Origin of the sequence: Janthinobacterium sp. PLB04, assembly GCF_021165895.1 — a bacterium.
GTDB classification, from domain to species: Bacteria; Pseudomonadota; Gammaproteobacteria; order Burkholderiales; family Burkholderiaceae_D; genus Janthinobacterium; species Janthinobacterium lividum.
Window position 1 is genome coordinate 1,100,039 of record NZ_CP088968.1, and the last position, 23,263, is coordinate 1,123,301.

At 61.8% G+C, this 23,263-nt stretch carries 17 protein-coding genes; 11 read left to right on the plus strand and 6 right to left on the minus strand.

The window, feature by feature from the left end:
- Positions 1-96 precede the first annotated feature (96 nt).
- The 7 genes from LSO07_RS04835 to LSO07_RS04865 all read left to right on the plus strand — a co-directional run bounded on the left by LSO07_RS04835 (position 97) and on the right by LSO07_RS04865 (position 6,801).
- On the plus strand, positions 97-603 hold the full coding sequence (locus LSO07_RS04835) for a DUF4390 domain-containing protein (RefSeq protein WP_225317180.1): 507 nt from the start codon (positions 97-99) through the stop codon (positions 601-603).
- A complete protein-coding gene (locus LSO07_RS04840) occupies positions 603-2,900 on the plus strand; it encodes a sensor histidine kinase (protein WP_070253843.1) in 2,298 nt (765 codons plus the stop codon). The genes LSO07_RS04835 and LSO07_RS04840 overlap by 1 nt, the downstream gene beginning before the upstream one ends.
- A 98-nt stretch (positions 2,901-2,998) precedes the next feature.
- Positions 2,999-3,718 carry a response regulator gene (locus LSO07_RS04845; RefSeq protein ID WP_034784724.1) on the plus strand — a complete coding sequence of 240 codons (720 nt, stop codon included), beginning with the start codon at positions 2,999-3,001 and terminating at the stop codon, positions 3,716-3,718.
- Entirely contained in the window at positions 3,715-4,116 is a 402-nt protein-coding gene (locus LSO07_RS04850) for a hypothetical protein (protein WP_052140360.1), read from the plus strand. The genes LSO07_RS04845 and LSO07_RS04850 overlap by 4 nt, the downstream gene beginning before the upstream one ends.
- Positions 4,117-4,268: 152 nt before the next feature.
- Positions 4,269-4,526 carry a BTH_I0359 family protein gene (locus tag LSO07_RS04855; protein ID WP_034749313.1) on the plus strand — a complete coding sequence of 86 codons (258 nt, stop codon included), beginning with the start codon at positions 4,269-4,271 and terminating at the stop codon, positions 4,524-4,526.
- 77 nt (positions 4,527-4,603) lie between these two features.
- Positions 4,604-5,383, plus strand: a complete 780-nt coding sequence (locus LSO07_RS04860) for a class II glutamine amidotransferase (protein WP_151092611.1) — start codon at positions 4,604-4,606, stop codon at positions 5,381-5,383.
- 137 nt (positions 5,384-5,520) lie between these two features.
- Complete coding sequence (locus LSO07_RS04865) at positions 5,521-6,801, plus strand: EAL and HDOD domain-containing protein (protein ID WP_034784728.1); 1,281 nt, start codon at positions 5,521-5,523, stop codon at positions 6,799-6,801.
- 157 nt (positions 6,802-6,958) lie between these two features.
- Here LSO07_RS04865 and LSO07_RS04870 read toward each other — a convergent pair whose 3' ends face one another.
- Entirely contained in the window at positions 6,959-7,330 is a 372-nt protein-coding gene (locus tag LSO07_RS04870; RefSeq protein ID WP_070253839.1) for an SPW repeat protein, read from the minus strand.
- 112 nt (positions 7,331-7,442) lie between these two features.
- Entirely contained in the window at positions 7,443-11,237 is a 3,795-nt protein-coding gene (gene metH / locus LSO07_RS04875; protein WP_191909585.1) for a methionine synthase, read from the minus strand.
- 642 nt (positions 11,238-11,879) lie between these two features.
- Here metH and LSO07_RS04880 point away from each other — a divergent pair.
- Positions 11,880-14,357, plus strand: a complete 2,478-nt coding sequence (locus tag LSO07_RS04880) for an IPT/TIG domain-containing protein (RefSeq protein ID WP_151092613.1) — start codon at positions 11,880-11,882, stop codon at positions 14,355-14,357.
- Positions 14,358-14,444: 87 nt separating this feature from the next.
- Here LSO07_RS04880 and fmt read toward each other — a convergent pair whose 3' ends face one another.
- Positions 14,445-15,401 carry a methionyl-tRNA formyltransferase gene (fmt, locus tag LSO07_RS04885; protein ID WP_151092615.1) on the minus strand — a complete coding sequence of 319 codons (957 nt, stop codon included), beginning with the start codon at positions 15,399-15,401 and terminating at the stop codon, positions 14,445-14,447.
- Positions 15,402-15,498: 97 nt separating this feature from the next.
- Positions 15,499-16,041, minus strand: coding sequence for a peptide deformylase (gene def / locus LSO07_RS04890; protein ID WP_034784735.1), 543 nt, complete (start codon positions 16,039-16,041; stop codon positions 15,499-15,501).
- Positions 16,042-16,345: 304 nt separating this feature from the next.
- Here def and dprA point away from each other — a divergent pair, with 304 nt between their 5' ends.
- The 3 genes from dprA to LSO07_RS04905 all read left to right on the plus strand — a co-directional run bounded on the left by dprA (position 16,346) and on the right by LSO07_RS04905 (position 20,958).
- Complete coding sequence (dprA, locus tag LSO07_RS04895) at positions 16,346-17,449, plus strand: DNA-processing protein DprA (RefSeq protein ID WP_151092617.1); 1,104 nt, start codon at positions 16,346-16,348, stop codon at positions 17,447-17,449.
- Positions 17,450-17,543: 94 nt separating this feature from the next.
- Positions 17,544-18,008, plus strand: a complete 465-nt coding sequence (locus tag LSO07_RS04900) for a DUF494 family protein (RefSeq protein ID WP_034749287.1) — start codon at positions 17,544-17,546, stop codon at positions 18,006-18,008.
- A 283-nt stretch (positions 18,009-18,291) separates the two neighbouring features.
- Positions 18,292-20,958, plus strand: coding sequence for a DNA topoisomerase III (locus tag LSO07_RS04905; protein ID WP_034784739.1), 2,667 nt, complete (start codon positions 18,292-18,294; stop codon positions 20,956-20,958).
- Positions 20,959-21,018: 60 nt separating this feature from the next.
- On the opposite strand, the gene LSO07_RS04910 is transcribed toward LSO07_RS04905, so the two are convergent.
- Both LSO07_RS04910 and LSO07_RS04915 read right to left on the minus strand, forming a co-directional pair.
- Positions 21,019-21,744, minus strand: coding sequence for a hypothetical protein (locus LSO07_RS04910; RefSeq protein ID WP_034784741.1), 726 nt, complete (start codon positions 21,742-21,744; stop codon positions 21,019-21,021).
- 74 nt (positions 21,745-21,818) lie between these two features.
- Positions 21,819-23,204: an alkaline phosphatase gene (locus LSO07_RS04915; protein ID WP_442905274.1), complete on the minus strand. Its 1,386-nt coding sequence runs from the start codon at positions 23,202-23,204 to the stop codon at positions 21,819-21,821.
- Positions 23,205-23,263 lie beyond the last annotated feature (59 nt).

Here is a 23,263-nt window from a genome sequence, read left to right on the forward strand (position 1 = left end):
CGATTCGTCGATACTTATCCTACGGACTACACCGGCACACTTGTGACAACACGACTCTTCCGACTCCTGGCCCTGCTGCTGATGCTGGCATGTACCATGCCACGCGCGCATGCCGCCGACATGGTCGAGATCACCCGTGCCTACATCGAGTCGAGCGAAGAGGGCTACAAGCTGGCCGCCACGTACTCCTTCGAGCTCAATCACGACCTCGATGATGCGGTACAGCATGGCGTGCCGCTGTATTTCACGACCGAAATCGAACTGACCAGGCCCCGCTGGTACTGGTTCGATGAAAAAGCCATCGTGGCGCGCCAGACCAGCAAGCTGTCCTACAACGTGCTGACGCGCCAGTATCACGTGTCGGGCGTGGGCTTGCAGCAAAGTTTCCCCACGCTCGACGATGCGCTGTTCCTGATCCGCCGTCCCAGCCGCTGGCTGGTGGCGCGGCGCGGCGAGCTGAAAGTGGGGCAGACATATAACGTTACCTTGCGCATGGGCATGGACCGCGACTACCTGCCCAAGCCGATACAGGTCAATGCCTTCAATAACAGCGACTGGCGCCTGGCTTCGAATAAAAAAACCTTCTTGTATACGGCGGAGTAGTGAGTCAAGCATTGCGCTATCTGCTGGTGGTGGGCGGCGGCATCGTCAGTATCCTGCTGTTCCTGCTGGCGTCGGCTTCCGATAATTCCGGCTTTTTCGACCGCTACTACACCTGGCTGCTGGGCTTGAACGCGGCCGTGGCCGTGTCTCTGCTGGCGCTGGTAGGCATTTCCCTGGCGCGCCTGTACGCGCGCTACAAGAGCGGCAAGTTCGGCTCCAAGCTGATGACGCGCCTGGTGATGCTGTTCGCCGCCGTCGGCATCCTGCCGGGCCTGGTGATTTTCCTTGTTTCCGTGCAATTCGTCTCCCATTCCATCGAATCCTGGTTCAACGTCAAGATCGAAGCGGCGCTGGAATCGGGGATTGAGCTGGGCCGTGCCGGCCTCGATGCGGCCCTGGTCGAGCTCGACCACCGGGGCCGCAAGGCCGTCGAAGAACTGGGCGCCGACCCGGTGGCCGGCCCGGCCGTGCTGACCAGCCTGCTGCGCGAAGAGGGTATGCAAAATGTCATGCTTGTCAGCGGCGACGGCGTGCTGCTGGCCAGCGCCGGGCCGCATAGCGCAGCCGACTTGCCGACGCCGGCCATGCTGGTGCAGGCGGCCTTGCCGGCCGGCTATGCCTCCGCCGAGGGCGGGCTGGAGCTGCACGACGATGGTACGGAGTCGGGCGGCGGCGGTTTCCGCTCGGGCTTGCCGGCGTCGGTGGAAACGGCGGCCAGCCTGCGCCTGCGCGTGCTGGTGGCCGTGCCGGGGCCTTCCGTCTCGCCCCGCTACCTGCAATTGCTGCAATCGGTACCGCCCAAGCTGGCGACGAATGGCGAAGTGCTGCGCGCCGCCTACAGCGAATACAAGGAACGTTTCGTCGCGCGTGTGGGACTGCGCAAGATGTACATGGAAATCCTCACCTTGACCTTGCTGCTGGCCATCTTTGGCGCCATCGGCAGCGCTTTCCTGATCGCGGGCAACCTGGCCCAGCCCCTGCTGCTGCTGGCCGAAGGCACGCGCGCCGTGGCCGAGGGCGACCTGTCGCCGCGCCCCATCGTCGCCACCAAGGATGAACTGGGTACCCTGACGCAATCGTTCAATATCATGACGCGCCAGCTGCTCGATGCGCGCACGGCCGTGGAAAGCAACCGCGCCGCCCTGCAAAACGCCAAGGCCCACCTGGAATCGGTGCTGGCGAACATGTCGGCCGGCGTGATGGTGCTCGACGGCGATTTCAAGCTGGTGACCTGCAACGAGTCGGTCGAACGCATCCTGCAGCATTCGGGCATGAGCATGGTGGGCCAGCCGCTGGCGCATATTGCTGGAATGGAAGAATTTGGCGGCGCCATCATCAGCGCCTTCACGGCGCAAAGCGCGCAATCGGCGTCGGGCCGCAACCAGCAGCGCCTGCACTGGCAGCGCCAGATCGAGATTCCCCGCCGCCTGGGCAGTAGTGCCGACGAGCATGACATCACCTTGCTGGCGCGTGGCTCGCGCCTGCCGCTGGAGTCCGGCAGCGGCTACATCGTCGTGTTCGACGATATTTCCGACGTGATTTCCGCGCAGCGCTCGATCGCCTGGGGCGAAGTGGCGCGCCGCCTGGCGCATGAAATCAAGAATCCGCTCACGCCGATCCAGCTGTCGGCCGAGCGCCTGCAGATGAAGCTCGAAGGCAAGCTGGAGCAGCCGGACGCCGACCTGCTCAGCCGCGCCACTACCACCATCGTCAAGCAGGTCGATGCGATGAAGCGCATGGTCGACGACTTCCGCGACTATGCGCGCACGCCGCCGGCCGTGCTCACGCCGCTGCGCTTGAACGAGCTGATCGAAGAGATACTGAACCTGTACCTGCGCGGCGACGATGGCGACATCATCCACCCGCTGCTGGCGCCGAATCTGCCGATGGTGATGGGCGATCCGACCCAATTGCGCCAGGTGATCCATAACCTGCTGCAGAATGCGCAGGACGCGATGACCGACTTGCCGCCGGACTCGCCGCATCCGCGGATTGACGTAAGGACGGAAGCAATTCATTATCGCAGTGCGGACGGCGGCGTGAATATCGCCGTGCGGCTGGCCATCAGCGACAATGGCCCTGGTTTCGCGCCAAAAATCCTGGCGCGGGCTTTCGAGCCGTATGTGACCTCGAAGGCGCGCGGCACGGGATTGGGCCTGGCGATGGTCAAGAAAATTATCGATGAACACGGCGGACGCATCGATATCGAGAACCGGGTCGACGGCAATGGCGCTTCGGTGGTCATTTTGCTGTTAAAGTTAGCTCCCGACACTCCTGCCCAGGAATTCCTGGCGTGAGGGTCTGGTTTAGTATTTAAAACACTAATAAAATCATAGTTGTCCGCCGCGTGCATCTTGTGCGCGACGGCCGGCGAAATGAGGAAGGCAAGACACGAATGGCAAACATACTCGTAGTGGATGATGAAATGGGTATCCGTGAGTTGCTCTCGGAAATTTTGGGCGACGAAGGACATGCTATCCAGCTGGCCGAAAATGCGCAGCAGGCGCGCGAAGCGCGTGCCGCCGGTGCGCCGGATCTGGTATTGCTGGATATCTGGATGCCCGACACCGACGGCGTCACCCTGCTCAAGGAGTGGCAGCGCGACGGCTTGCTGACCATGCCGGTAATCATGATGTCGGGCCATGCCACCATCGATACGGCGGTCGAGGCGACGCGCATCGGCGCCATGAACTTCCTGGAGAAACCGATTGCCCTGCAAAAACTGCTGAAGGCGGTCCAGCAAGGCTTGACGCGGGCACAGGAAACCGTGCGCGCGCCGAGCGTGGCGCCGCGTCCCGTGGCACCCGTGGTGGCCGAGGAAAGCAGCCATCCCGTGCCCAGCTTTGGCGGCAGCGCGCCGCAACAGCTGATGGTACGCCCGGGCATCGCCGTACCGGCGGTGGCCGAAGGCCATGGCTACAACCTGTCGTTCGACTTGCCCCTGCGCGAGGCGCGCGACGCGTTCGAGCGCATGTATTTCGAACACCACCTGGGGCGCGAAGGCGGCAGCATGACCCGCGTGGCGGAAAAAACGGGCCTCGAACGCACCCATTTGTACCGCAAGCTGAAACAGCTGGGCGTCGAACCGGGCAAGCTGGCCAAGAAAAGCCTGTGACGGCAGCCGTGCGGCGTCCGACGCCGCTGACCCTGGTCAGCGGTGGACGCGCCGCCGGGCGCGAGGCGGCCATCGCGCAAGCCTTGCCGCCGGACCAGCCGGCCGCCGTGATCCTTGAAGGATTGGCTGACGGTAACGGCATCCTGGCCGACCTGGCCGAGCAAGTTTCTCCATCCCCATCATTTCCATTGCAACTGTTGCGCATCGCGCCCGGTTGCCTGTGCTGCAGCGGTAATCTCGTATTGCGTGTAACATTGAATCGTCTGCTGCGCCATCCACCCGCGCGCTTGTTCATCAGCCTGGCCGACGCCTCGCACATCGAACAACTGCGCACCTGGCTCACCGCCAGTCCCTACGATGCCCTGCTGGCGCTGCAAGCAGACATGGTGGTTTCCTGACGATTTCCTGATCGACTTACCGCAAGCGCAGTTTGCATCTCGTTACAACTCTGTAGCCCGCAGGGTGGCATGGCCGCTTGAAATGGCGCCGTGTAACCCCACCTCTGTTCTGACACCGCAGGAGCTTCTCCTGCTTGAGCGAAGGATGCAAAATGAACCTGATCTATAACAGCGAACAATATAGCGTCGTGGAATTCGGCGTCGACGGCGACCTGGAAGCCTTGCGCTTTGGCGGCTATGAAATCGTCGACAAGGGGGGCAAGCGGGAAACGTTTATCGCCGGCATCCTTGCGCAAAACTTCCGCCGCGATGTGACGGAGCTGATCGCCAGCGAACCCAGCATGGAAGAGATCGATGAATTTTTGGGCAGCTATGATTCCCTCATGAGCCAGCCCGTGCTGTTGCATTAGGGTGATGGCTATCGCCGCCATACCAATCCGCCAGGCGGCGTGGTATGGTGGCCGTGTTATCCCGCTGCAAACAGACCATGTGCCAACTTCTTGGAATGAATTGCAATGTCCCTACGGACATTGTCTTTAGTTTTACCGGCTTCGCCATGCGTGGCGGCCATACCGATACCCACCATGACGGCTGGGGCATCGCCTTTTTCGAGGGCGCCGGCGTGCGCCATTTCGTCGACCACCAGGCGGCCATCGCCTCGCCCGTGGCCGAACTGATCAAACGCTACCCCATCAAGTCGCGCAATGTCATCGCGCATATCCGCAAGGCCACGCAAGGCCAGGTGGCGCTGGAAAACTGCCACCCTTTCGTGCGCGAACTGTGGGGCCGCTACTGGGTCTTTGCCCACAATGGCGATTTGAAGGATTTCCACCCCGTGCTGACGGGCAGTTACCGCCCCGTCGGCTGCACGGACAGCGAACTGGCTTTCTGCTATCTGCTGCAGGAGTTGCATGCGCGCTTTGGCGATGCCCCGCCGGCGTTGCCGCAACTGCATGCCGCCCTGGCGGAGTTGTTGCCTGGCATCGCCGCCCACGGCACCTTCAACATGATGCTGTCGAGCGGCGAGGCGCTGTTTGCCCATTGCTCGACCAGCTTGCACTATCTGGTGCGACAACATCCGTTTCCAACTGCTAAACTCTCCGATGAAGACCTGAGCGTGGACTTTTCCCAGGTGACGACTCCCCAGGACAGAGTGGCCGTGATCGTTACCCAGCCGCTGACGACGAATGAGCAATGGACGGCGTTTGTGCCGGGTGAATTGAAATTATTTGTCGACGGGATGGTGCAAGAACCCCCTGCGCCCTAATTTGTTGACGACAATAAACTGGATTGCTGCCAAAATACCCACAGCGCGGGCGGAATTCAGCTAAAGTATTGTCAATAGTGAACCTTGATGCGGGCGCGGCGCGGCCGGTGTCACTCGACGTGATTGATGAAGAGTTAATGATCGATATTTCCAGCAACGACATCACCCCGAAACCCTTGCGCGTGCGCGAGTTCTATCTGGGGCGACAACCTATCCTTGACCGCAATCAAGCCTTGTTTGGCTATGAGTTGCTTTTCCGCAACGCTCCGGTCGGTCCCGCCAACATTACCAGCGACCTGTCCGCCACGGCATCCGTTATCGCCCACGCTTCTCAGCTGGGCATGGAAAAGGTCATCGGCGACGCGCTCGGTTTCGTCAACGTCGATGCCGACGTGATCATGAGCGACATCTTCGTGTTTCTGCCGCGTGAAAAAGTCGTGCTGGAAATCGTCGAATCGATGCCCGTCACGCCGGAAGTGCGCGCGCGCATCAGCGAACTGGTGGGCCATGGCTTCACCTTCGCGCTGGAAAACGTCGTATCCGATACGTCGCAAGTGCAGGAACTGCTGCCGCTGGTGCAGTACGTCAAGATGGACATGAGCACGGTCGACCCGAAAGTGCTGGCAGCGCTGGCGCCCCGTTTCAAGCAGGAAAACAAGAAACTGGTGGCGGAGAAGGTCGAGACGCGCGAAGAATTCAAGTCGGGCCTGGATCTGGGCTTCGATTACTTCCAGGGCTATTACTTTGCCAAGCCGGCCATCATGACGGGCAAGAAGCTGTCGCCGTCGCAACTGGCCGTCATGGAACTGATGACCTTGGTCACGTCGGACGCCGACAACATGGATATCGAGCGCGCCATCAAGCGCGACGTGTCGCTGGCCCTGAACCTGCTGCGCCTGGTCAATACGCCGGCCGTGGGTGCGCGCCAGCGCATCGATTCGCTGAGCCAGGCCGTGACCGTGCTGGGCCGCCGCCAATTGCAGCGCTGGCTGCAAATCATGCTGTACGCGGAACCAAGCAAGCGCGGCCATAGCATGACGCCGCTGCTGATGCTGGCCACCACGCGCGGCCGCCTGCTGGAATTGCTGGCGCATAAACTGCGCCCGAACCACGCCCATTCGGCCGATATCGCCTTTACGGTCGGCATCATGTCCCTGATGGATACCCTGTTCGGCGTGCCGATGTCGGAAATCCTCAGCCAGATCGAAGTCATCGACGAAGTGGCCGAAGCACTGCTGTCGCGCGAGGGCTTCTATGGCGACCTGCTGCGCCTGGCCGAGTGCATCGAGCGCATCGAAGACATGGAAGGCGAGATCGTGCCGACCTTGCGCGACCTGGCCATGTCGCCGGACGACCTGGTGGAGCTGGAAATGGCCGCCTACGAATGGAGCGATAACGTAGTCCGCTACGCGCTGTAGATCGGATTAGCGCGGCCGCCAGGCCACGCGTAATCCGACGACATTGTTGACGCTGATCGTAGTGATGTCGGATTACGGCCTGCGGCCTAATCCGACCTACCCGATTTATCTAAAAGAGCCCTGCACGGCGTCGCCGTGGCAGGGCTTTTTTACGCCGCTACGCGGCGGCGCCGGGCCAGTGCTTGTGCAGCTCGGGGTCGGTGCGCAATTCCCACAGGGCGAGCACGACGACGGCGATACCGACGAGCAACTCGTTCCACATGACGACGGGCTGATCGGCGAGCCGCAGTACCCATGGCGAGGCCGCCACCCAGACGCCGACCAGCAGGTTGACGACGACGGCCCAGAAATAGGTCTTGTACAGGTCGAAGGCGGCCAGTACGGCGATCACCAGTCCCGAGACAAAGGCGTTGATCATCTGCGGTGAACCCTCGGGATAGGAAAAGGCCCAGGGCGAGACGACCAGCCATAGGCCCAGCAACAGGATCACTTGATCCTGCCAGCGTTTCAGTTTGAAATTGGTTGCCATATATCCTCCTTGCCGGTTGGGAACGGGCCGGAGCGGGCATGCAGCATGCCAGCCGGCATACTGCGTTAGTGCGCTTCGGCGCGCGATAAGTTCCGCGCGCCTTGTGCATATATTATGACAGATTGGGTGCCAGCCAGCGTTCCACGTCCTCGATGTTGACGTTGCGGCGCTTGGCCATGTCTTCCACCTGGTCCATGCCGATCTTGCCGACGACGAAGTATTTCGACTCCGGGTGGGCAAAATAGAAGCCGGAGACGGCCGCGCCGGGGAACATGGCATACGATTCCGTCAGCTGCATGCCGATTTCCTCGGCCTGCATGACCTCGAACATCTGTTTCTTGACCGTGTGCTCCGGGCAAGCCGGGTAGCCGGGCGCGGGGCGGATGCCGACATACTTTTCGGCGATCATGTCGTCGTTGCCCAGGTGTTCATCCGGCACATAGCCCCACAAATCCTTGCGCACGCGCTCGTGCAGGTATTCGGCAAACGCCTCGGCCAGGCGGTCCGCCAGGGATTTGAGCATGATGGACGAGTAATCGTCGTGCGCATCCTCGAAGCGTTTTTCGTACTTTTCAATGCCCAGGCCGGACGTGACGGCGAACATGCCGATGTAATCCTTCACGCCCGATGCCTTCGGTGCAATGAAGTCGGCCAGGCACTGGTTCGGACGCTGCACGCCGTCGACCACGGGCTTGACGCCTTGCTGGCGCATGCCGTAATAGGTGAACGCCACGGTACTGCGCGTATCGTCCGTGTACACCTCGATATCGTCGTCATTGACGCTGTTGGCCGGCAGCAAGGACACGACGCCATTGGCCGTCAGCCAGCGCCCGTCGATGAGTTTTTTCAGCAGGGCCTGGCCTTCCGCGTACACCTTGGTGGCCGCGTCGCCCACCACTTCATCCGTCAAAATGGCGGGGAAGGGACCTGCCAGGTCCCAGGTCTGGAAGAACGGGCCCCAGTCGATATAGTTGGCCAGCGTGGCCAGGTCGACATTCTTGAACACGCGGCGGCCGATGAACTTCGGTTTCACGGGCGTGCAGGGGCCGTCGAACGGCACGACCATCCTGTTGGCGCGCGCCTGCGCCAGCGGCAGGATGGGCAGGGCCTTCTTGTTGGCGTGCTGCTCGCGGATGCGCGCGTAATCGATTTCGATGTCTTCCACGTATTTGTCGCGCTGCTCCGGCGTCAGCAACGATTGCGCCACGGATACGGAACGCGAGGCGTCCGGCACGTAGATCACGGGGCCTTCGTAGTTGTGCGCGATTTTCACGGCCGTGTGGGCGCGACTGGTGGTGGCGCCGCCGATCAGCAGGGGGATCTTCAGCATGCGGAAGTGTTCGTCGCGCTGCATTTCCTTGGCGACATACGCCATTTCTTCCAGCGATGGCGTGATCAGGCCCGAGAGACCAATGATGTCCGCGTTTTCCACCTTGGCACGCGCGAGGATTTCCGAGCACGGCACCATCACGCCCATGTTGACCACTTCGAAGTTATTGCACTGCAGAACGACGGTGACGATATTCTTGCCGATGTCATGCACGTCGCCTTTCACGGTCGCCATGATGATCTTGCCTTTCGGCTTGGCGACGATGCCCGTGCGCTTTTCTTCCAGCAGCTTTTCTTCCTCGATAAACGGGATCAGATGGGCCACGGCCTGTTTCATCACGCGCGCCGATTTCACCACCTGCGGCAGGAACATCTTGCCCTGGCCAAACAGGTCGCCGACCACGTCCATGCCGGCCATCAAGGGGCCCTCGATCACGTGGATGGGGCGCCCGCCATTGTGCAGCAATTCCTGGCGCGCCTCTTCCGTGTCTTCCACGATGAATTGCGTGATGCCGTGCACCAGCGCGTGCGACAGGCGCTCCTGTACGGTGCCTTCGCGCCAGGCCAGGGTTTGCGCCTCGGCCTTGCCGCCCGCCTTCAGGGTGCCGGCAAATTCGATCATGCGCTCGGTCGAGTCTTCGCGGCGGTTCAGCACCACGTCTTCCACGCGCTCGCGCAATTCCGGGTCCAGGTTGTCATACACGCCCACCATGCCGGCGTTGACGATGCCCATGGTCATGCCGGCCTTGATGGCGTGGTACAGGAAGACGGTGTGGATGGCTTCGCGGGCTGGATCGTTGCCGCGGAAACTGAAGGACACGTTCGACACGCCGCCCGAGATCTTCGCGTACGGCAAGTTTTCCTTGATCCAGCGCGTGGCGTTGATGAAGTCGACGGCGTAGTTGTTGTGCTCTTCGATGCCGGTGGCGACGGCAAAGATGTTCGGATCGAAAATGATGTCTTCCGGCGGGAAGTCGAGCGCATCGATCAATAAATGGTATGCGCGGGCGCAAATCTCGATCTTGCGCTCGAAGGTATCGGCTTGCCCTTTTTCATCGAAGGCCATGACGATGACGGCTGCGCCATAGCGGCGGCACAGTTTTGCCTGGCGCAGGAATTCTTCCTCGCCTTCCTTCATGGAAATCGAGTTGACGATGGCCTTGCCTTGCACGCATTTCAGGCCTGCTTCGATGACGGACCATTTCGACGAGTCGACCATGATGGGCACGCGCGAAATATCGGGTTCCGAGGCGATCAGGTTCAAAAAGCGCGTCATGGCGGCCAGCGAATCGAGCATCGCTTCATCCATATTGATGTCGATCACCTGCGCGCCGTTTTCCACTTGCTGGCGCGCCACCGACAGCGCTTCGTCGTATTGCTCGTTGAGAATCATGCGCGCGAACGCTTTCGAGCCCGTGACGTTGGTGCGCTCGCCCACGTTGACGAACAGCGACTCGTCATTGACGACGAACGGCTCCAGGCCCGCCAGGCGCAAGTCGTGCGATGGGGCCGGCACGGTGCGCGGCGTGTTTTTCGACAGCAATGCGCCGATGGCGGCGATGTGCTCGGGCGTGGTGCCGCAGCAGCCGCCCGCCATGTTCAAGAAGCCCGCGTCGGCAAATTCGCGCAGCAGGGCGGACGTGTCGGCTGGCAACTCGTCGAAACCCGTGTCGCTCATGGGATTGGGCAAGCCCGCATTCGGGTAGATGCACACGAAGGTGTCGGCGATCTTGGCCAGCTCTTCCGCGTACGGGCGCATCAGGGCGGCGCCCAGCGCGCAGTTCAGGCCGATGGTCAGCGGTTTTGCGTGGCGCACGGAATTCCAGAAGGCGGGCACGGTCTGGCCCGACAAGATGCGTCCCGAGGCGTCCGTGACGGTGCCGGAAATCATCAGCGGCAGGCGCACGACATCCGGGTTTTGCTCGTAGAACAGGTCGATGGCGAACAGGGCCGCCTTGCAGTTCAGGGTATCGAAAATGGTTTCCACCAGCAGCACGTCGGCGCCGCCTTCCACCAGGCCCTGCGTCTGCTGCAGGTAGGCGGCCACCAGCTGGTCGAAGGTGACGTTGCGCGCTGCCGGGTCGTTGACGTCGGGCGAGATCGATGCCGTCTTCGGCGTGGGGCCCAGGGCGCCGGCGACGAAGCGCGGCTTGTCCGGGGTGGAGTACTTGTCGCAGGCGGCCCGCGCCAGCTTGGCTGCCTGCACGTTCATTTCATAGGCCAGGTGGGCCATGTGGTAATCGTCTTGCGCGATGGTCGTGGCGCCGAAGGTATTCGTTTCGATCAGGTCGGCGCCGGCCGCCAGGTAGCGCTCGTGGATTTCCTGGATGATGTGCGGCTGCGTCAGGGTCAGCAGCTCGTTATTGCCCTTGACGAACAATTCGCGCGCGCCACTGTCGGCTGGGGCGGCGAAATCGATGAAGCGGCCGGCGGGACCGCCACGGTAGGCTTCTTCGTCGAGCTTGTACTGCTGGATGATCGTGCCCATGGCGCCGTCGAGGATCATGATCCGCTGCGCCAGAATGGCGCGCAAGGTGGCTTCGGTCGGGGACATGGCGGGGATCACGGTATCGTTCATTTCATGCTTTCAATAGGCAAACGGGCGGCGGCGCGGCGACAAGACTGGTACGAGGCGGATGCGGGCCAGCAGGATCAGCTGACGGAGAGTGCCGGCCGGGTAGGGCAGGCAGAAGGTGGCAATCGCCTGATTTCACCGGGTCTAAAATTATACGGCATCAGGCTGCTTTGGTTTTAAGCAAAAGCGGCCGTACGCCCCACGGCTGGCCTTCTTGCAACACATCGCCTCCTGCCACGCCTGCCGCTGAAAATTACATTCCTGAAAATCTTACTCAAAACGTTAATTCTTCCGCCAAAGTTGGCAGAAGAATACCGCCCTCTAGGCTGTGGAAAAATTTCCACATTATTTGTGCTGCCTCAGCATATTTTTAATGAATTGAATGGCAATAGCTGCAAAGGAAATTAATTTTGATTTAAGGCAATACAGAGTGAGGGAAATAGTACTCAGAATAAAGTTTGCCAAGCAGATATTTTAACTATTATCAAAACCAATTGAATCAAAAGCATTAATAGTTGTCTTTGGGAATCGAATTAACCCATAATATTGGTTCTTAGAAATTAAATTCTCACCAAAAGTCACCAATATGTCACATTTATCTCGTGTCCTCCCCGGCATCGCGCTGCACAAACATGGTTGCCAGCCATGAAAAACCATCTGCTCGTAGCATTGTTTGTCGTGCTGGGCCTGTCCGCCTGCGGTGGCGGTGGTGGCGGTGGTGGCGACACGGTGGTGGCGACCACCTCGGGCACGCCCGTCCTGATTCCTGCCGTGACGGCCGTCTCGGCGGCGAATGTTGCCGTGGGCGGCAGCCTGGTGGTCACGGGCACGAATCTGAGCCGCGTGACGGCCTTCCAGGTGGGCGGCGTGACCGTTGCCACCAGCGCCGCCAGCGAGACCAGCGTGACCCTGGCCATGCCTGGCGTGCCCGTCACGGGTGCCTTGAGCCTGGTCAGCGCCAGCGGTACGGCGGCCACCAGCTATAACGTCAATGTGTACCTGCCGCTGAGCGTGGGCAGCGTCGCGCCGGCGACGGGCGGTGTCGGTTCCAGCGTGACGATCACGGGCGGCGGCATGGGCGCCGTGACGGCAGTACAGTTTGGCAATGGCGCGGCGGCAACGCCGCAAAGCCAGACGGCCAGCAGCGTGACAGTGGTGGTGCCTGCGGGTGCAGCGACAGGCGCGCTGACGGTGCGCGGTCCCTACAACGATGTGATCAGCAGCGACGCGTACACGGTCCTGGCCAGCGTGGCAGTGACGTCAATCACGTCGGCCGTCAACGGCGCGACCTTGTCGGTGACGGTGCAGGGCAGCAATCTCGACCAGGTCAGCTCGGCTTCGGTGGGCAATACGCCGGCCGTCATCGTCAGCGCCAGTGCCAGCCAGCTGCTGCTGTCCGCGCCAGCCTCGGCAACGGGCAATGTGATGCTGTCGGCCGCTTCGCGCATCGCCGTGAATGCGGGCACGGTGTCGGCCTTTACCTTGGGCAGCATTGATTTCGCGCAAGTGCTGAATTTGAACGCCAGCAATACGGCCTTGCGCCTGACGCGTGGCAAGCCGGCCGCCGTGCGCGTGTCCGTGCTGGCCACGCAGGCGGGCCAGGCCAGCCCGGCCGTGACCTTGAATGCGACCGCCGCCAATGGCAGCAACCTGGGCAGCATCGCAATGACGGGGCCGGCGCTCTTGCCGACGACGAAGAACGATGACAGTTTCAATGGCAATTTCAGTGCCGTCCTGCCCTCCGGCTGGATCTTGCCCGGCGTGCGCGTGCGCGTGACGGCCGTCGGCAATGACGGCGTGCAAGTGAGCCAGGAAGCGGCACCCATGGTGGCCAGCCTGGCCAGAATCCGTCTGGTGCTCGTTCCCTTGAGCACCGACGATGGCGTGGCGCAACTGCCGGACGCCGAGGTGATCCGCGCTGCGCTGTTGCGCGTGTATCCGTATGCGACGGAAAATATCAGCATCACTACGCGCGCCGCGCTGAGCATGCCAGGCAGCAGCACGGCCGACAGCTGGTGGAGCGATACCCTGGGCAAGCTGGAAAACAAGCGCGCGCTGGAAGACAGCGGCGCCTATTACTATGGTTTCGTGCCGAGAATGTCTTCCACCCGCGCCGCCGGCCTGGCCTACATCAACCAGCGCAGCAGCGGCAGCGACTTCACGTCGGCCATCGGCCTGGATGCCCGCTTCAACAGCATCGCATCGGTCGATCCATTCGGCAATCAATGGCCTGAATGGCTGACCACGCTCGTGCACGAGCTGGGCCACAACCACTCGCTGCAGCACGTTGCCTGCGGCGGCCCGGCCGGCGCCGCTGCCGATTACCCGTATGCGGATGGTAATCTGGGTCCGCAACCCCTGTATAACAGCAACTATGCGGGCAGCATCGGCCAGCTGAGCAAGGCAGTCTATGGCAGCACGCCGATGAAAGACGTGATGAGCTATTGCAGCGGCGCCTGGTTCTCCGACTACAGCTATGCGCGGGTGCAGCAATTCCTGGAAAAACGCAGCACGCAGGGGACGGGCAGCAATGTGCTGGCCGCCAGCATGTCCGTGGCCGAGAACGGCTATCTGACCATTTCCGGCCGCATCACGCCAGCCGGCGTGGCCTTGCGCCCAGCCGTTGCCTCGTCGGCGCGCATCGGCGCCGCTGCCAGCGGCAGTGGCCATGCTTATACCTTGCGCGTGTTGACGGCGTCCGGACAGACTATCGACTTGCCCTTCGATGGCGTCTCCGTGGCCGACCATGGCGGCAACGCCATGAGCCACTTCCGCGTCAGCTTCGCCAATCCGGGCGAAATCAGCGATGTGCAAGTGCTGGCAAATGGCAAGGCTTTAGCCAAGCTGGAACGCCCGGCGCGCCGCAGCAAGGCTGCCGCCAACGATGCCACGTTTGATGCGACGCAAAGCGGCGGCCAACTGGTGCTGGTTTGGAATGCCGAGGCGGAACCGTATGCCGCCGTCATGTACGTGGCTGCCGATGGCCGCAAGACGGTGGTTGCCAGTGACTTGACGGGTGGCAAAGCCAATGTCGACGTGAGCGCCGTGCCGGCCGGTGGCCGTTTCGAAGTCAGCCTGTCGTCGTCCGTGGGCGCACGCCTGATGAAGGTGCAGCGCCGCTAAGCGCTGTGGCTGGATACAAAAAAGGCTTGCCGCGGCAAGCCTTTTTTTATGGCCATCGGCATGATGGCGCGGTGCAACCCGGTGAAGTCAGGCGAAGCGCTTGCCTTCGAGGGGGAAGCCCTTGATGAATTCGGCCGCAGGCAGGCGCTTGCCGCCCGGTTTCTGCAGTTCTGTCAGGCGCAGCGAGCCATTGCCGCAAGCCACGACGATGCCGTGCTGGGCGTCGGCCGCCAGTACCTGGCCGGGCGCTTCCTTGCTGTCCGCTTCGAGCACGTCGGCGGCCCAGATCTTGATGGTGGTGCCATCGACCTGGCCGCAGGCGCCGGGAAACGGATTGAAGGCGCGGATCTTCAGGCCCAGTTCCAGCGCCGGCAGGCTGAAGTCGAGTGCCGCTTCTTCCTTGGCGATCTTTGCCGCATAGGTGACGCCCGCTTCCGGCTGCGGCACGGCTTCCAGCGGCTGCTGCTGCATCTTGCGCAGGGTCTCGACGATCATCTTGCCGCCCAGGGTCGCCAGCTTGTCGTGCAGGCTGGCGGTGGAATCGCCCGCTTCGATGGGCGTGCGCTCGATGGCCAGCATGGGGCCCGTATCGAGGCCTTCTTCCATCTGCATGATGGTCACGCCCGTCTCGTCGTCGCCCGCTTCGATGGCGCGGTGGATGGGCGCCGCGCCGCGCCAGCGCGGCAGCAATGAACCGTGGATATTGATGCAGGGTTTGATGTCGAGCGTGCTGCGCGGCAAGATCAAGCCGTAGGCCGCCACCACCATCACGTCGTAGTCGGTGGCCAGCAGGCGCGCATGGGCTGCCTTGGCTTCGGCGGCGCGCTGCGGGTCCTTGCTGTCCATGCGCAGCGACAAGGGCTGCAGCACCTCGATGCCATGCTGCTGCGCATATTGCTTGACGGCCGAGGCGTGCAATTGCATGCCGCGTCCGGCAGGGCGGTCGGGCTGGGTCAGCACCAGCGGAATCTCGAATCCCGCTTCGTGCAAGTCTTTCAGGGCCGTGGCGGCAAATTCAGGCGTGCCTGCGAAGATCACTTTCATATGGTTCCTTGACGTGAGGTGTACAGGCCCGCGCCCAAATGCGCCAGGCTGGCGTGGTGTGACGACTTCTGTTGCGGCTTAGTCTATCAGCAGTGGCTTAGAAGCGGCGGTTCTGAGCGCGCAGGCTCGCTTCGCGCTCGAGACCACGGATTTCCTTGATCATCTTGGTCTTGATGCGGTTGCGCTTGAGCGGCGACAGGTATTCGACGAATACCTTGCCCAGCAAGTGATCCATCTCATGCTGGATGCAGACGGCCAGCAAGCCATCGGCTTCCAGTTCGAACTGTTTGCCGTGGCGGTCCAGGGCGCGCACCTTGATGCGGGCCGGGCGCTCGACGCCATCGTAGACGCCAGGCACGGAAAGGCAGCCTTCATCGTAGACCTGCTTTTCTTCGCTGGCCCAGGTGATTTCCGGGTTGATGAACACTTGCAGCTGGTTTTTCTCTTCGGTGATGTCGATCACCATCATCTGGATATGCTCGTCCACTTGCGACGCGGCCAGGCCGACGCCCGGGGCGTCGTACATGGTTTCGGCCATGTCGTCGATCAGGGTTTGCAGGCGCGCGTCAAATTCGGTGACGGGCTTGGCGATCGTGTGCAGGCGAGGATCGGGGTAACGCAGGATATTTAATATGGACATACGGATTCGACTGGTTAAGGTGGGCGCCGGTGCGCCGGATTATTCATGCCTGGGCCATGCGAACGATGGCAGGGCTATTTTATTTGAGTACGCTACGGTTGGGCGCGTATGGCACAACGGCGCGGCAGATGCGTTTGCCAGTGCGCTATTCGTCTGCTGCAAAGGGAAATTTTATCACAGACGCCCATGCTCCTGTGGATGACGGGCCGTTTTGCACGGCCATTGCACGCATTGTTGCGCGCGTCGGTATCGCGTGCGCGCCATGGCGCTAGCATGGGATGGCACAGTACACAGCGAGGTTGTCATGCATGCAATTGCCACGACGGCAGACGCGGCCACGGAACTGGCGGGCTGGCTGCGCCTGCAGCATCTGCCCGGCGTGGGGCCGGTGGCGGCGCGTGCCTTGCTGGTCAGCTTCGGCTTGCCGCCGGCCATCTTCAGCGCGTCATTCGAGGCCTTGCGCGAAGTGGTGCCGGCCAGCGTGGCGCGCGCCATCGTGCAGCCGCCCAGGCCGGTGGCCAACAGCCAGCTCGAGCTCACTCTGCAGTGGCTGCAACGCCCCGGCAATGCCGTGCTGACCCTGGCCGATGCCGCGTATCCGCCTCTGCTGCTGGAGATCGCCGATCCGCCGCTCTTGTTATATGTACGGGGGCGGGCGGAACTGCTGTCGCGTCCCGGCGTGGCCATCATCGGCAGCCGCAATGCCAGCGCGCAAGGCATGCAGAATGCGGCCGCCTTTGCGCAAGCCCTCAGCACGGCAGGCTTGACCATCATTTCCGGGCTGGCGCTGGGCATCGACACGCACGCGCACGAGGGCGGCTTGCGCGGCGCGGGGGCAACCGTCGCCGTGATCGGCACGGGCGCCGATCTGGTGTATCCGCGACGTAACCTTGATCTGGCGCAAAGAATTGCCGAACAGGGTTGCATCGTCAGCGAGTATGCGCTGGGGCTGCCCGCCATGCCCGGTAACTTTCCGCGCCGCAACCGCCTGATCAGCGGCCTGGCGCGCGGCGTGCTGGTGGTCGAGGCGGCTGCGCAATCGGGCTCCCTGATCACGGCGCGCCTGGCCGGCGAGCAGGGGCGCGATGTGTATGCCTTGCCCGGTTCCATCCATGCCACCCTGGCCAAGGGGTGCCATGCGCTCATCAAGCAGGGCGCCAAGCTGGTCGAGTCGGCCGATGACGTGCTGCAAGAGCTGCAGTGGCTGGGCGGCATCCCCGGCGCGCCGGCCGTGGTGGAAGACGAACCGCCGCTGCTGGCCGCGCTGGGCCATGATCCCCTCGATGCCGATACCCTGGCCGCGCGCAGCGGTCTGGCCATGGGCGCGCTGATGGGCGAATTGCTGGCGCTGGAGCTGGCGGGCCGGGTGGAGCGCTTGCCAGGAGGACTGTTTCAACGCTGTAAATGACAGCTTGTCACTTGTGTGGCGGCCTTGCCGCACGGCCGCGCTTTGTCGGCGCGCACCCTTGTGTCGCAGCGAACTTAGCTGATAGAGTAGAGCCATGTTCGATATCCTGGTGTACCTCTACGAGACTTACTATCGCCCCGATGCCTGCCCCGAGCCGGCAGTCCTGGCGCGCAAACTGTCGGCCGTCGGTTTCGACGACGTGGAGATTTCCGAAGCGCTTGTCTGGCTGACGGATTTGAATGCCATGGCTGGCGTCGAGCAAACCCTGACGGCCAGTTCCACGGGCACGCGCTTCTATGTGCAGCAGGAAAGCGACGTGCTGGGCACGGCCGCCATCGGCTTCATCCAGTTCCTGGAAAGCGCCAAGGTACTCTCGCCGCTGCAGCGCGAAATCGTCATCGAACGGGCGCTGGCGCTCGACGAGGCACCCGTGTCGCTGGGCAAGCTGAAAGTCATCGTGCTGATGCTGCTGTGGAGCCAGGGCAAGGAACCGGATGCCCTGATGTTCGACGACTTGTTCGTCGACGATGAAGACCTCCCGCCGCGCTTATTGCACTAATATATAGCCGTATTCTTCGCTGTCTGTCCGACCCTGGCGCCGCTGCCGCGCCATCCCCTTTACCATGTGCCGCACCAGCGCGCCCGCCAGCCTGTTGTGTTTGCGCTTGCGCATTCTTGCTTGCAGATAACTTGCCGAATTCTTCAATAGGCGCTTATCATTGGCCGCTTGACAAGACCACAAGTCACACGGCCTTGCGCAGACAAAAGCGTCGGCGCCTGGCAATGCACTGTATGATGCGCATGCTGAAACTATCCTAGAGCATTTTTCGAGACTAAAAAATATGACAAAAACCCTCATCATCGCCGAGAAGCCTTCTGTCGCGAACGATATCGCGAAGACGCTTGGCGGCTTTACCAAGCACGATGAGTACTTTGAATCGGATGAGTACGTCCTGTCGTCGGCGGTCGGCCACTTGCTGGAGATCGCCGTACCGGAAGAATTCGACGTGAAGCGCGGCAAATGGAGTTTCGCGCACTTGCCGATGATTCCACCGTATTTCGCGCTGAACCCGATCGCCAAGACGGAAGCGCGCCTCAAAGTATTAAACAAGCTGATCAAACGCAAAGACGTCACCACCCTCATCAACGCATGCGATGCGGGGCGCGAAGGCGAGCTGATTTTCCGCCTGATCGCGCAGAACGCGAAAGCCAAGCAACCGGTCAAGCGCCTGTGGCTGCAGTCGATGACGCCGGGCGCCATCCGCGACGGTTTTTCGCACCTGCGCAGCGACGAAGAAATGCTGCCGCTGGCCGATGCGGCGCGCTGCCGTTCGGAAGCCGATTGGTTGATCGGCATCAATGGCACGCGCGCCATGACGGCGTTTAATTCGAAAGAAGGCGGCTTCTATCTGACCACCGTGGGCCGCGTGCAGACGCCGACCCTGTCCATCGTGGTCGAACGCGAAGATAAAATTAAAAAATTCGTGCCGCGCGACTTCTGGGAAGTGCGCGCCGAATTCGTCTGCGCGGCCGGTATCTATGAAGGCCGCTGGCTCGACACGAAGTTCAAGAAGGACGAGAACGACCCCGAGAAGCGCGCCGAGCGCCTGTGGAGCAAGACGGCTGCCGACTCGATCGCCACCGCCTGCCGCGGCCGCCAAGGCATCGTCACGGAAGAGTCGAAACCGACCACTTCGATGGCGCCGGGCCTGTTCGACCTGACCAGTTTGCAGCGCGAAGCGAACTCGCGTTTCGGCTTCTCCGCCAAGAACACCCTGGGCCTGGCCCAGGCGCTGTATGAAAAGCACAAGGTATTGACGTATCCGCGTACCGATTCGCGCCACCTGCCGGAAGACTACATGCCGACCGTGCTGCAGGCGCTGGAAACGGTCAAGGACAACAGCAACTACCACCAGTTCGCCAAGCAGATCATCGACAAGGGCTGGGTCAAGCCGAACAAGCGCATCTTCGACAACACGAAGATATCGGATCACTTCGCGATCATCCCGACGACGATCGCGCCAAAGAATTTGTCCGAGCCGGAACAGAAGCTGTACGACCTCGTCACGCGCCGTTTCATGGCCGTGTTCTTCCCGCCTGCTGAATTCCAGGTCACCACGCGCTACACGGAAGTGTCCGGCCATCAGTTCAAGACTGAAGGCAAGGTCATGACCAATCCGGGCTGGCTGGCCATCTACGGCAAGGAAGCATCGACGGACGCGGACAAGGAAAGCAATGGCAACGGCAATCTGGTGCCGGTCGCCAAGGGCGAGAAAGTACAGACGGAAAGCGTCAACGCCAACGGCCTGGTCACCAAGCCGCCTGCGCGCTTCACCGAGGCAACGTTGCTGTCGGCCATGGAAGGTGCCGGCAAGCTGATCGACGACGACGAGCTGCGCGATGCGATGGCTGGCAAGGGCCTCGGCACGCCAGCGACGCGCGCGGCCACCATCGAGGGCTTGCTGACGGAACGCTATCTGATTCGTGAAGGCCGCGAACTGATTCCGACGGCCAAGGCGTCGCAGCTGATGACCTTGCTCAAAGGCCTGGGCGTCAACGAATTAACGGCGCCGGAGCTGACGGGCGAGTGGGAATACAAGCTGTCGCAGATGGAAAAAGGCAAGATTTCGCGCGAAGAATTCATGCGCGAAATCGCGCAGATGACGCAAATCATCGTCAAGCGCGCCAAGGAATACGATAACGACACGATCCCCGGCGACTACGCGACCTTGGAAACGCCGTGCCCGAATTGCAGCGGCGTGGTAAAGGAAAACTACCGTCGTTTCGCCTGCACCAAGTGCGAATTCTCGATGAGCAAGACGCCGGGTTCGCGCCAGTTCGAAATCGCCGAAGTGGAGCAATTGCTGAAGGACCGCACCATCGGCCCGCTGCAAGGCTTCCGCTCGAAGATGGGCCGTCCGTTCGCCGCCATCCTGCGCATCGTGCGCGATGAAGAGATCAAGAATTTCAAGCTGGAATTCGATTTCGGCCAGAACGACGAGAGCGAAGATGGCGAAGGCGTCGATTTCACGGGCCAGACGCCTGTGGGACCGTGCCCCAAGTGCAATGCCGGCGTGTACGAAATGGGCCTGGCCTATGTGTGCGAACACAGCGTAGCCAAGCCGAAGACGTGCGATTTCCGCAGCGGCCGCATCATCTTGCAGCAGGAAATCTTGCCGGAACAAATGGCAAAACTGCTCAACGATGGCAAGACGGACTTGCTGCCGGGCTTTGTTTCGCAGCGTACCCGCCGTCCGTTCAAGGCCTTCCTCGTGCGCGGCAAGGATGGCAAGGTGAGCTTCGAGTTTGAAGAGCGCAAGGCCAAGCCGGGCGCGAAGACCAAGGCGGCAGCCGTCGAAGCCGAAGGCGAAGAAGGCGCGGCGCCAGCGAAGAAGACGGCCGTCAAGAAAGCGGCAGCCGTCAAAAAGGCGCCAGCCAAGAAAGCCACGGCCGTGAAAAAGCCGGCCGCCAAGAAGGCGCCGGCGAAGAAAGCAGCAGCGGCGGAGTAATCCGGCGCCAGCCAAACAAAAGCCAGGGATGTCCCTGGCTTTTTTTACGTCCCGAGACTCTTAGTCAAGGTAGTCCGAATACTCGCGCTGCGCGTAATTCTGCAAATTCGCCCACGGCTGCGCCTTGCTGACGGTCGGCTGCAGCTTGACGTCGACCCGGCGATAGAAGGTATTCGCGCGGTCGCCGCTTTCGATGATCAAGGGAATCTGCTTTTGTTCATCCCACAGGATGCGCTGGAACACGCCATTTTTTTCCACTTCGCGCCAGCGCGCGCCCGTCACGTTCGATGCCTGTTTCGACAGCGGCATGGCGGCCACCAGTTTCGGGTCCAGCAGATAGAAACTGTTTTCCCAGGAGCCGTCGAAATTGACGTTTTCGTATTCCGCTTTCGGGATCGCCACCACCACCTTGTCATGCGCATCGATGTATTCCACGCGCACGGTGTTCTTTTCCAGCATCACGTGGCGCGGTATCAGCACGGGATTGAAGTGCTTGTGTTCATGCTGCGTGGCCTTCAGCGCCACTTTGGTGTTGTCTCCGTGCTTGTGGCCCGCATGTGCATCGGTCGACGGCGCCAGCACGCGCTCGACCCACACGTGGCCGGGGCGGCGCAGCATCTTTTCTTCGTAGCGGCTCTCGCGCGTCACGCCTTCCGGCGTCAGGACGCGGCTGTAATAGGTGATGCCCAGGTCCAGGTCGGCAGGAGCGGACGGCGTGGCAGGAGCGGCTTGCGCGCTGGCGGCAAAGCCGGCGGCGAGGAGGATGGCGATCAGGGACGATTTCATGGTGTTGCCTCTACGTGCAGAGGGGCGGAGGGCATACGCCATCCGCCCCGGTGGGGTTGCCGTGTTGATGTGGATCAGAAGCCGAAGGCCGCCTTCAGCAAGTCAAACACCTTGGTATTGTCCAGGGTGCCCTTGAAGGTCTTGGAGCCGGCGCCCGTGGCCAGCAGCTTGACGTCGCCGCCGCCGTGGGTTTCGCTGGCCAGGCGCACGCCTGTTTCCTGCAGGTAGTTGTCTTTCAGGGCCGTGGCGCTGTCGACATTGCTGCGCAGGGCAGGGCGGTTCGGGCCGTTGCCGAACACCAGGGTGGTGTAGGTATTGCCATCGGCATCCTTGCTTGGCTGGTTATCCTTGTAGCCGCGGTTGATGTCGAGGATATGGTTGCCGCGCTTGCCGTAACCGTTGAAGGCCAGGGTATGGTCATGGTCGGCCGTGACGACGATCAGGGTATTTTCCAGTTTCGGATCGGTTTCCTTGATCTTGCCGATGGCTGCCTTGATGGCGTCGTCGAATGCGATGGTGTCCGTCAGCGCGCGCTTGGCGTTGATGCCGTGCAAGGCGTGGTCGATGCGGCCGCCTTCGACCATCAGGAAGTAGCCGTTCGCATTTTTCGACAGCAAGTCGATGGCTTTCAGCGTCATTTCCGACAGGCTAGGCTGGGTCGCGCCTTCGCCCAGCGGTGGCGTGGCGGTACGGTCCAGTTCATATTCCAGGTGGCTGCGGGTACTGTACAGGCCGATGAATTTCTTGCCACTCGGCGCTGCCGCCATTTCCGCTTTCGTCGCGGCCACGGTGTAGCCCTTGGCGGCAAATTCCGTCAACAGGTTGCGGCCATCGGCGCGGCCATACTTGTTGCTTGCCGACCAAGGCGTAAAGTGGTTGCGGCCGCCACCCATCAGCACGTCGACGCCATCGCCCAGGGCCGCGTTGTAGCCCGCGCCGCCTGGCGCCGTTTGCGCGGCGATCGCGTATTGCGCATTGCGGTTGCAGATGTGCGAGAAGGTCGTCGCCGGCGTGGCGTGCGTCAGTTCCGTGGTGGTGATGGCGCCCACGGCCTTGCCCTTGGCCTTTGCCAGTTCCAGGATGGTCGGCGCGCTCTTGCCGCCGGCCGGGCAATTGTCCACGCCCAGGTTGCCGTTGGCATCGCGGCTGGGTTCCTTGGCGATCGTGTCCTGCGCCATCGAGATGACTTCATTGTTCATCTTGACGCCGGTCATGTAGGCGGCCATCGATGGCGCGCTGTCCGTCGTTTGCGCATCGTTCGAGAACGTCTTGATGCGCGCCGTGCGTTCCAGCGTGTCCATGGTCAGGCTGCCATCTTCCTTGTACTGGTAGATGCGCGCCGCCGTCACGACGGACGGGCCCATGCCGTCGCCGAGGAAGAAGATGACGTTCTTGGCGTCGGCGGCGTAGGCGCTGGCAACGCTGGCGGCCACGAGCGTGGTCAGCAAGGAGAGTTTCAGGGCCGATTTCAGTACGGCGGGTGTCGATGCAAGTTTCATGTGCTTGTCCAATTCTTGTC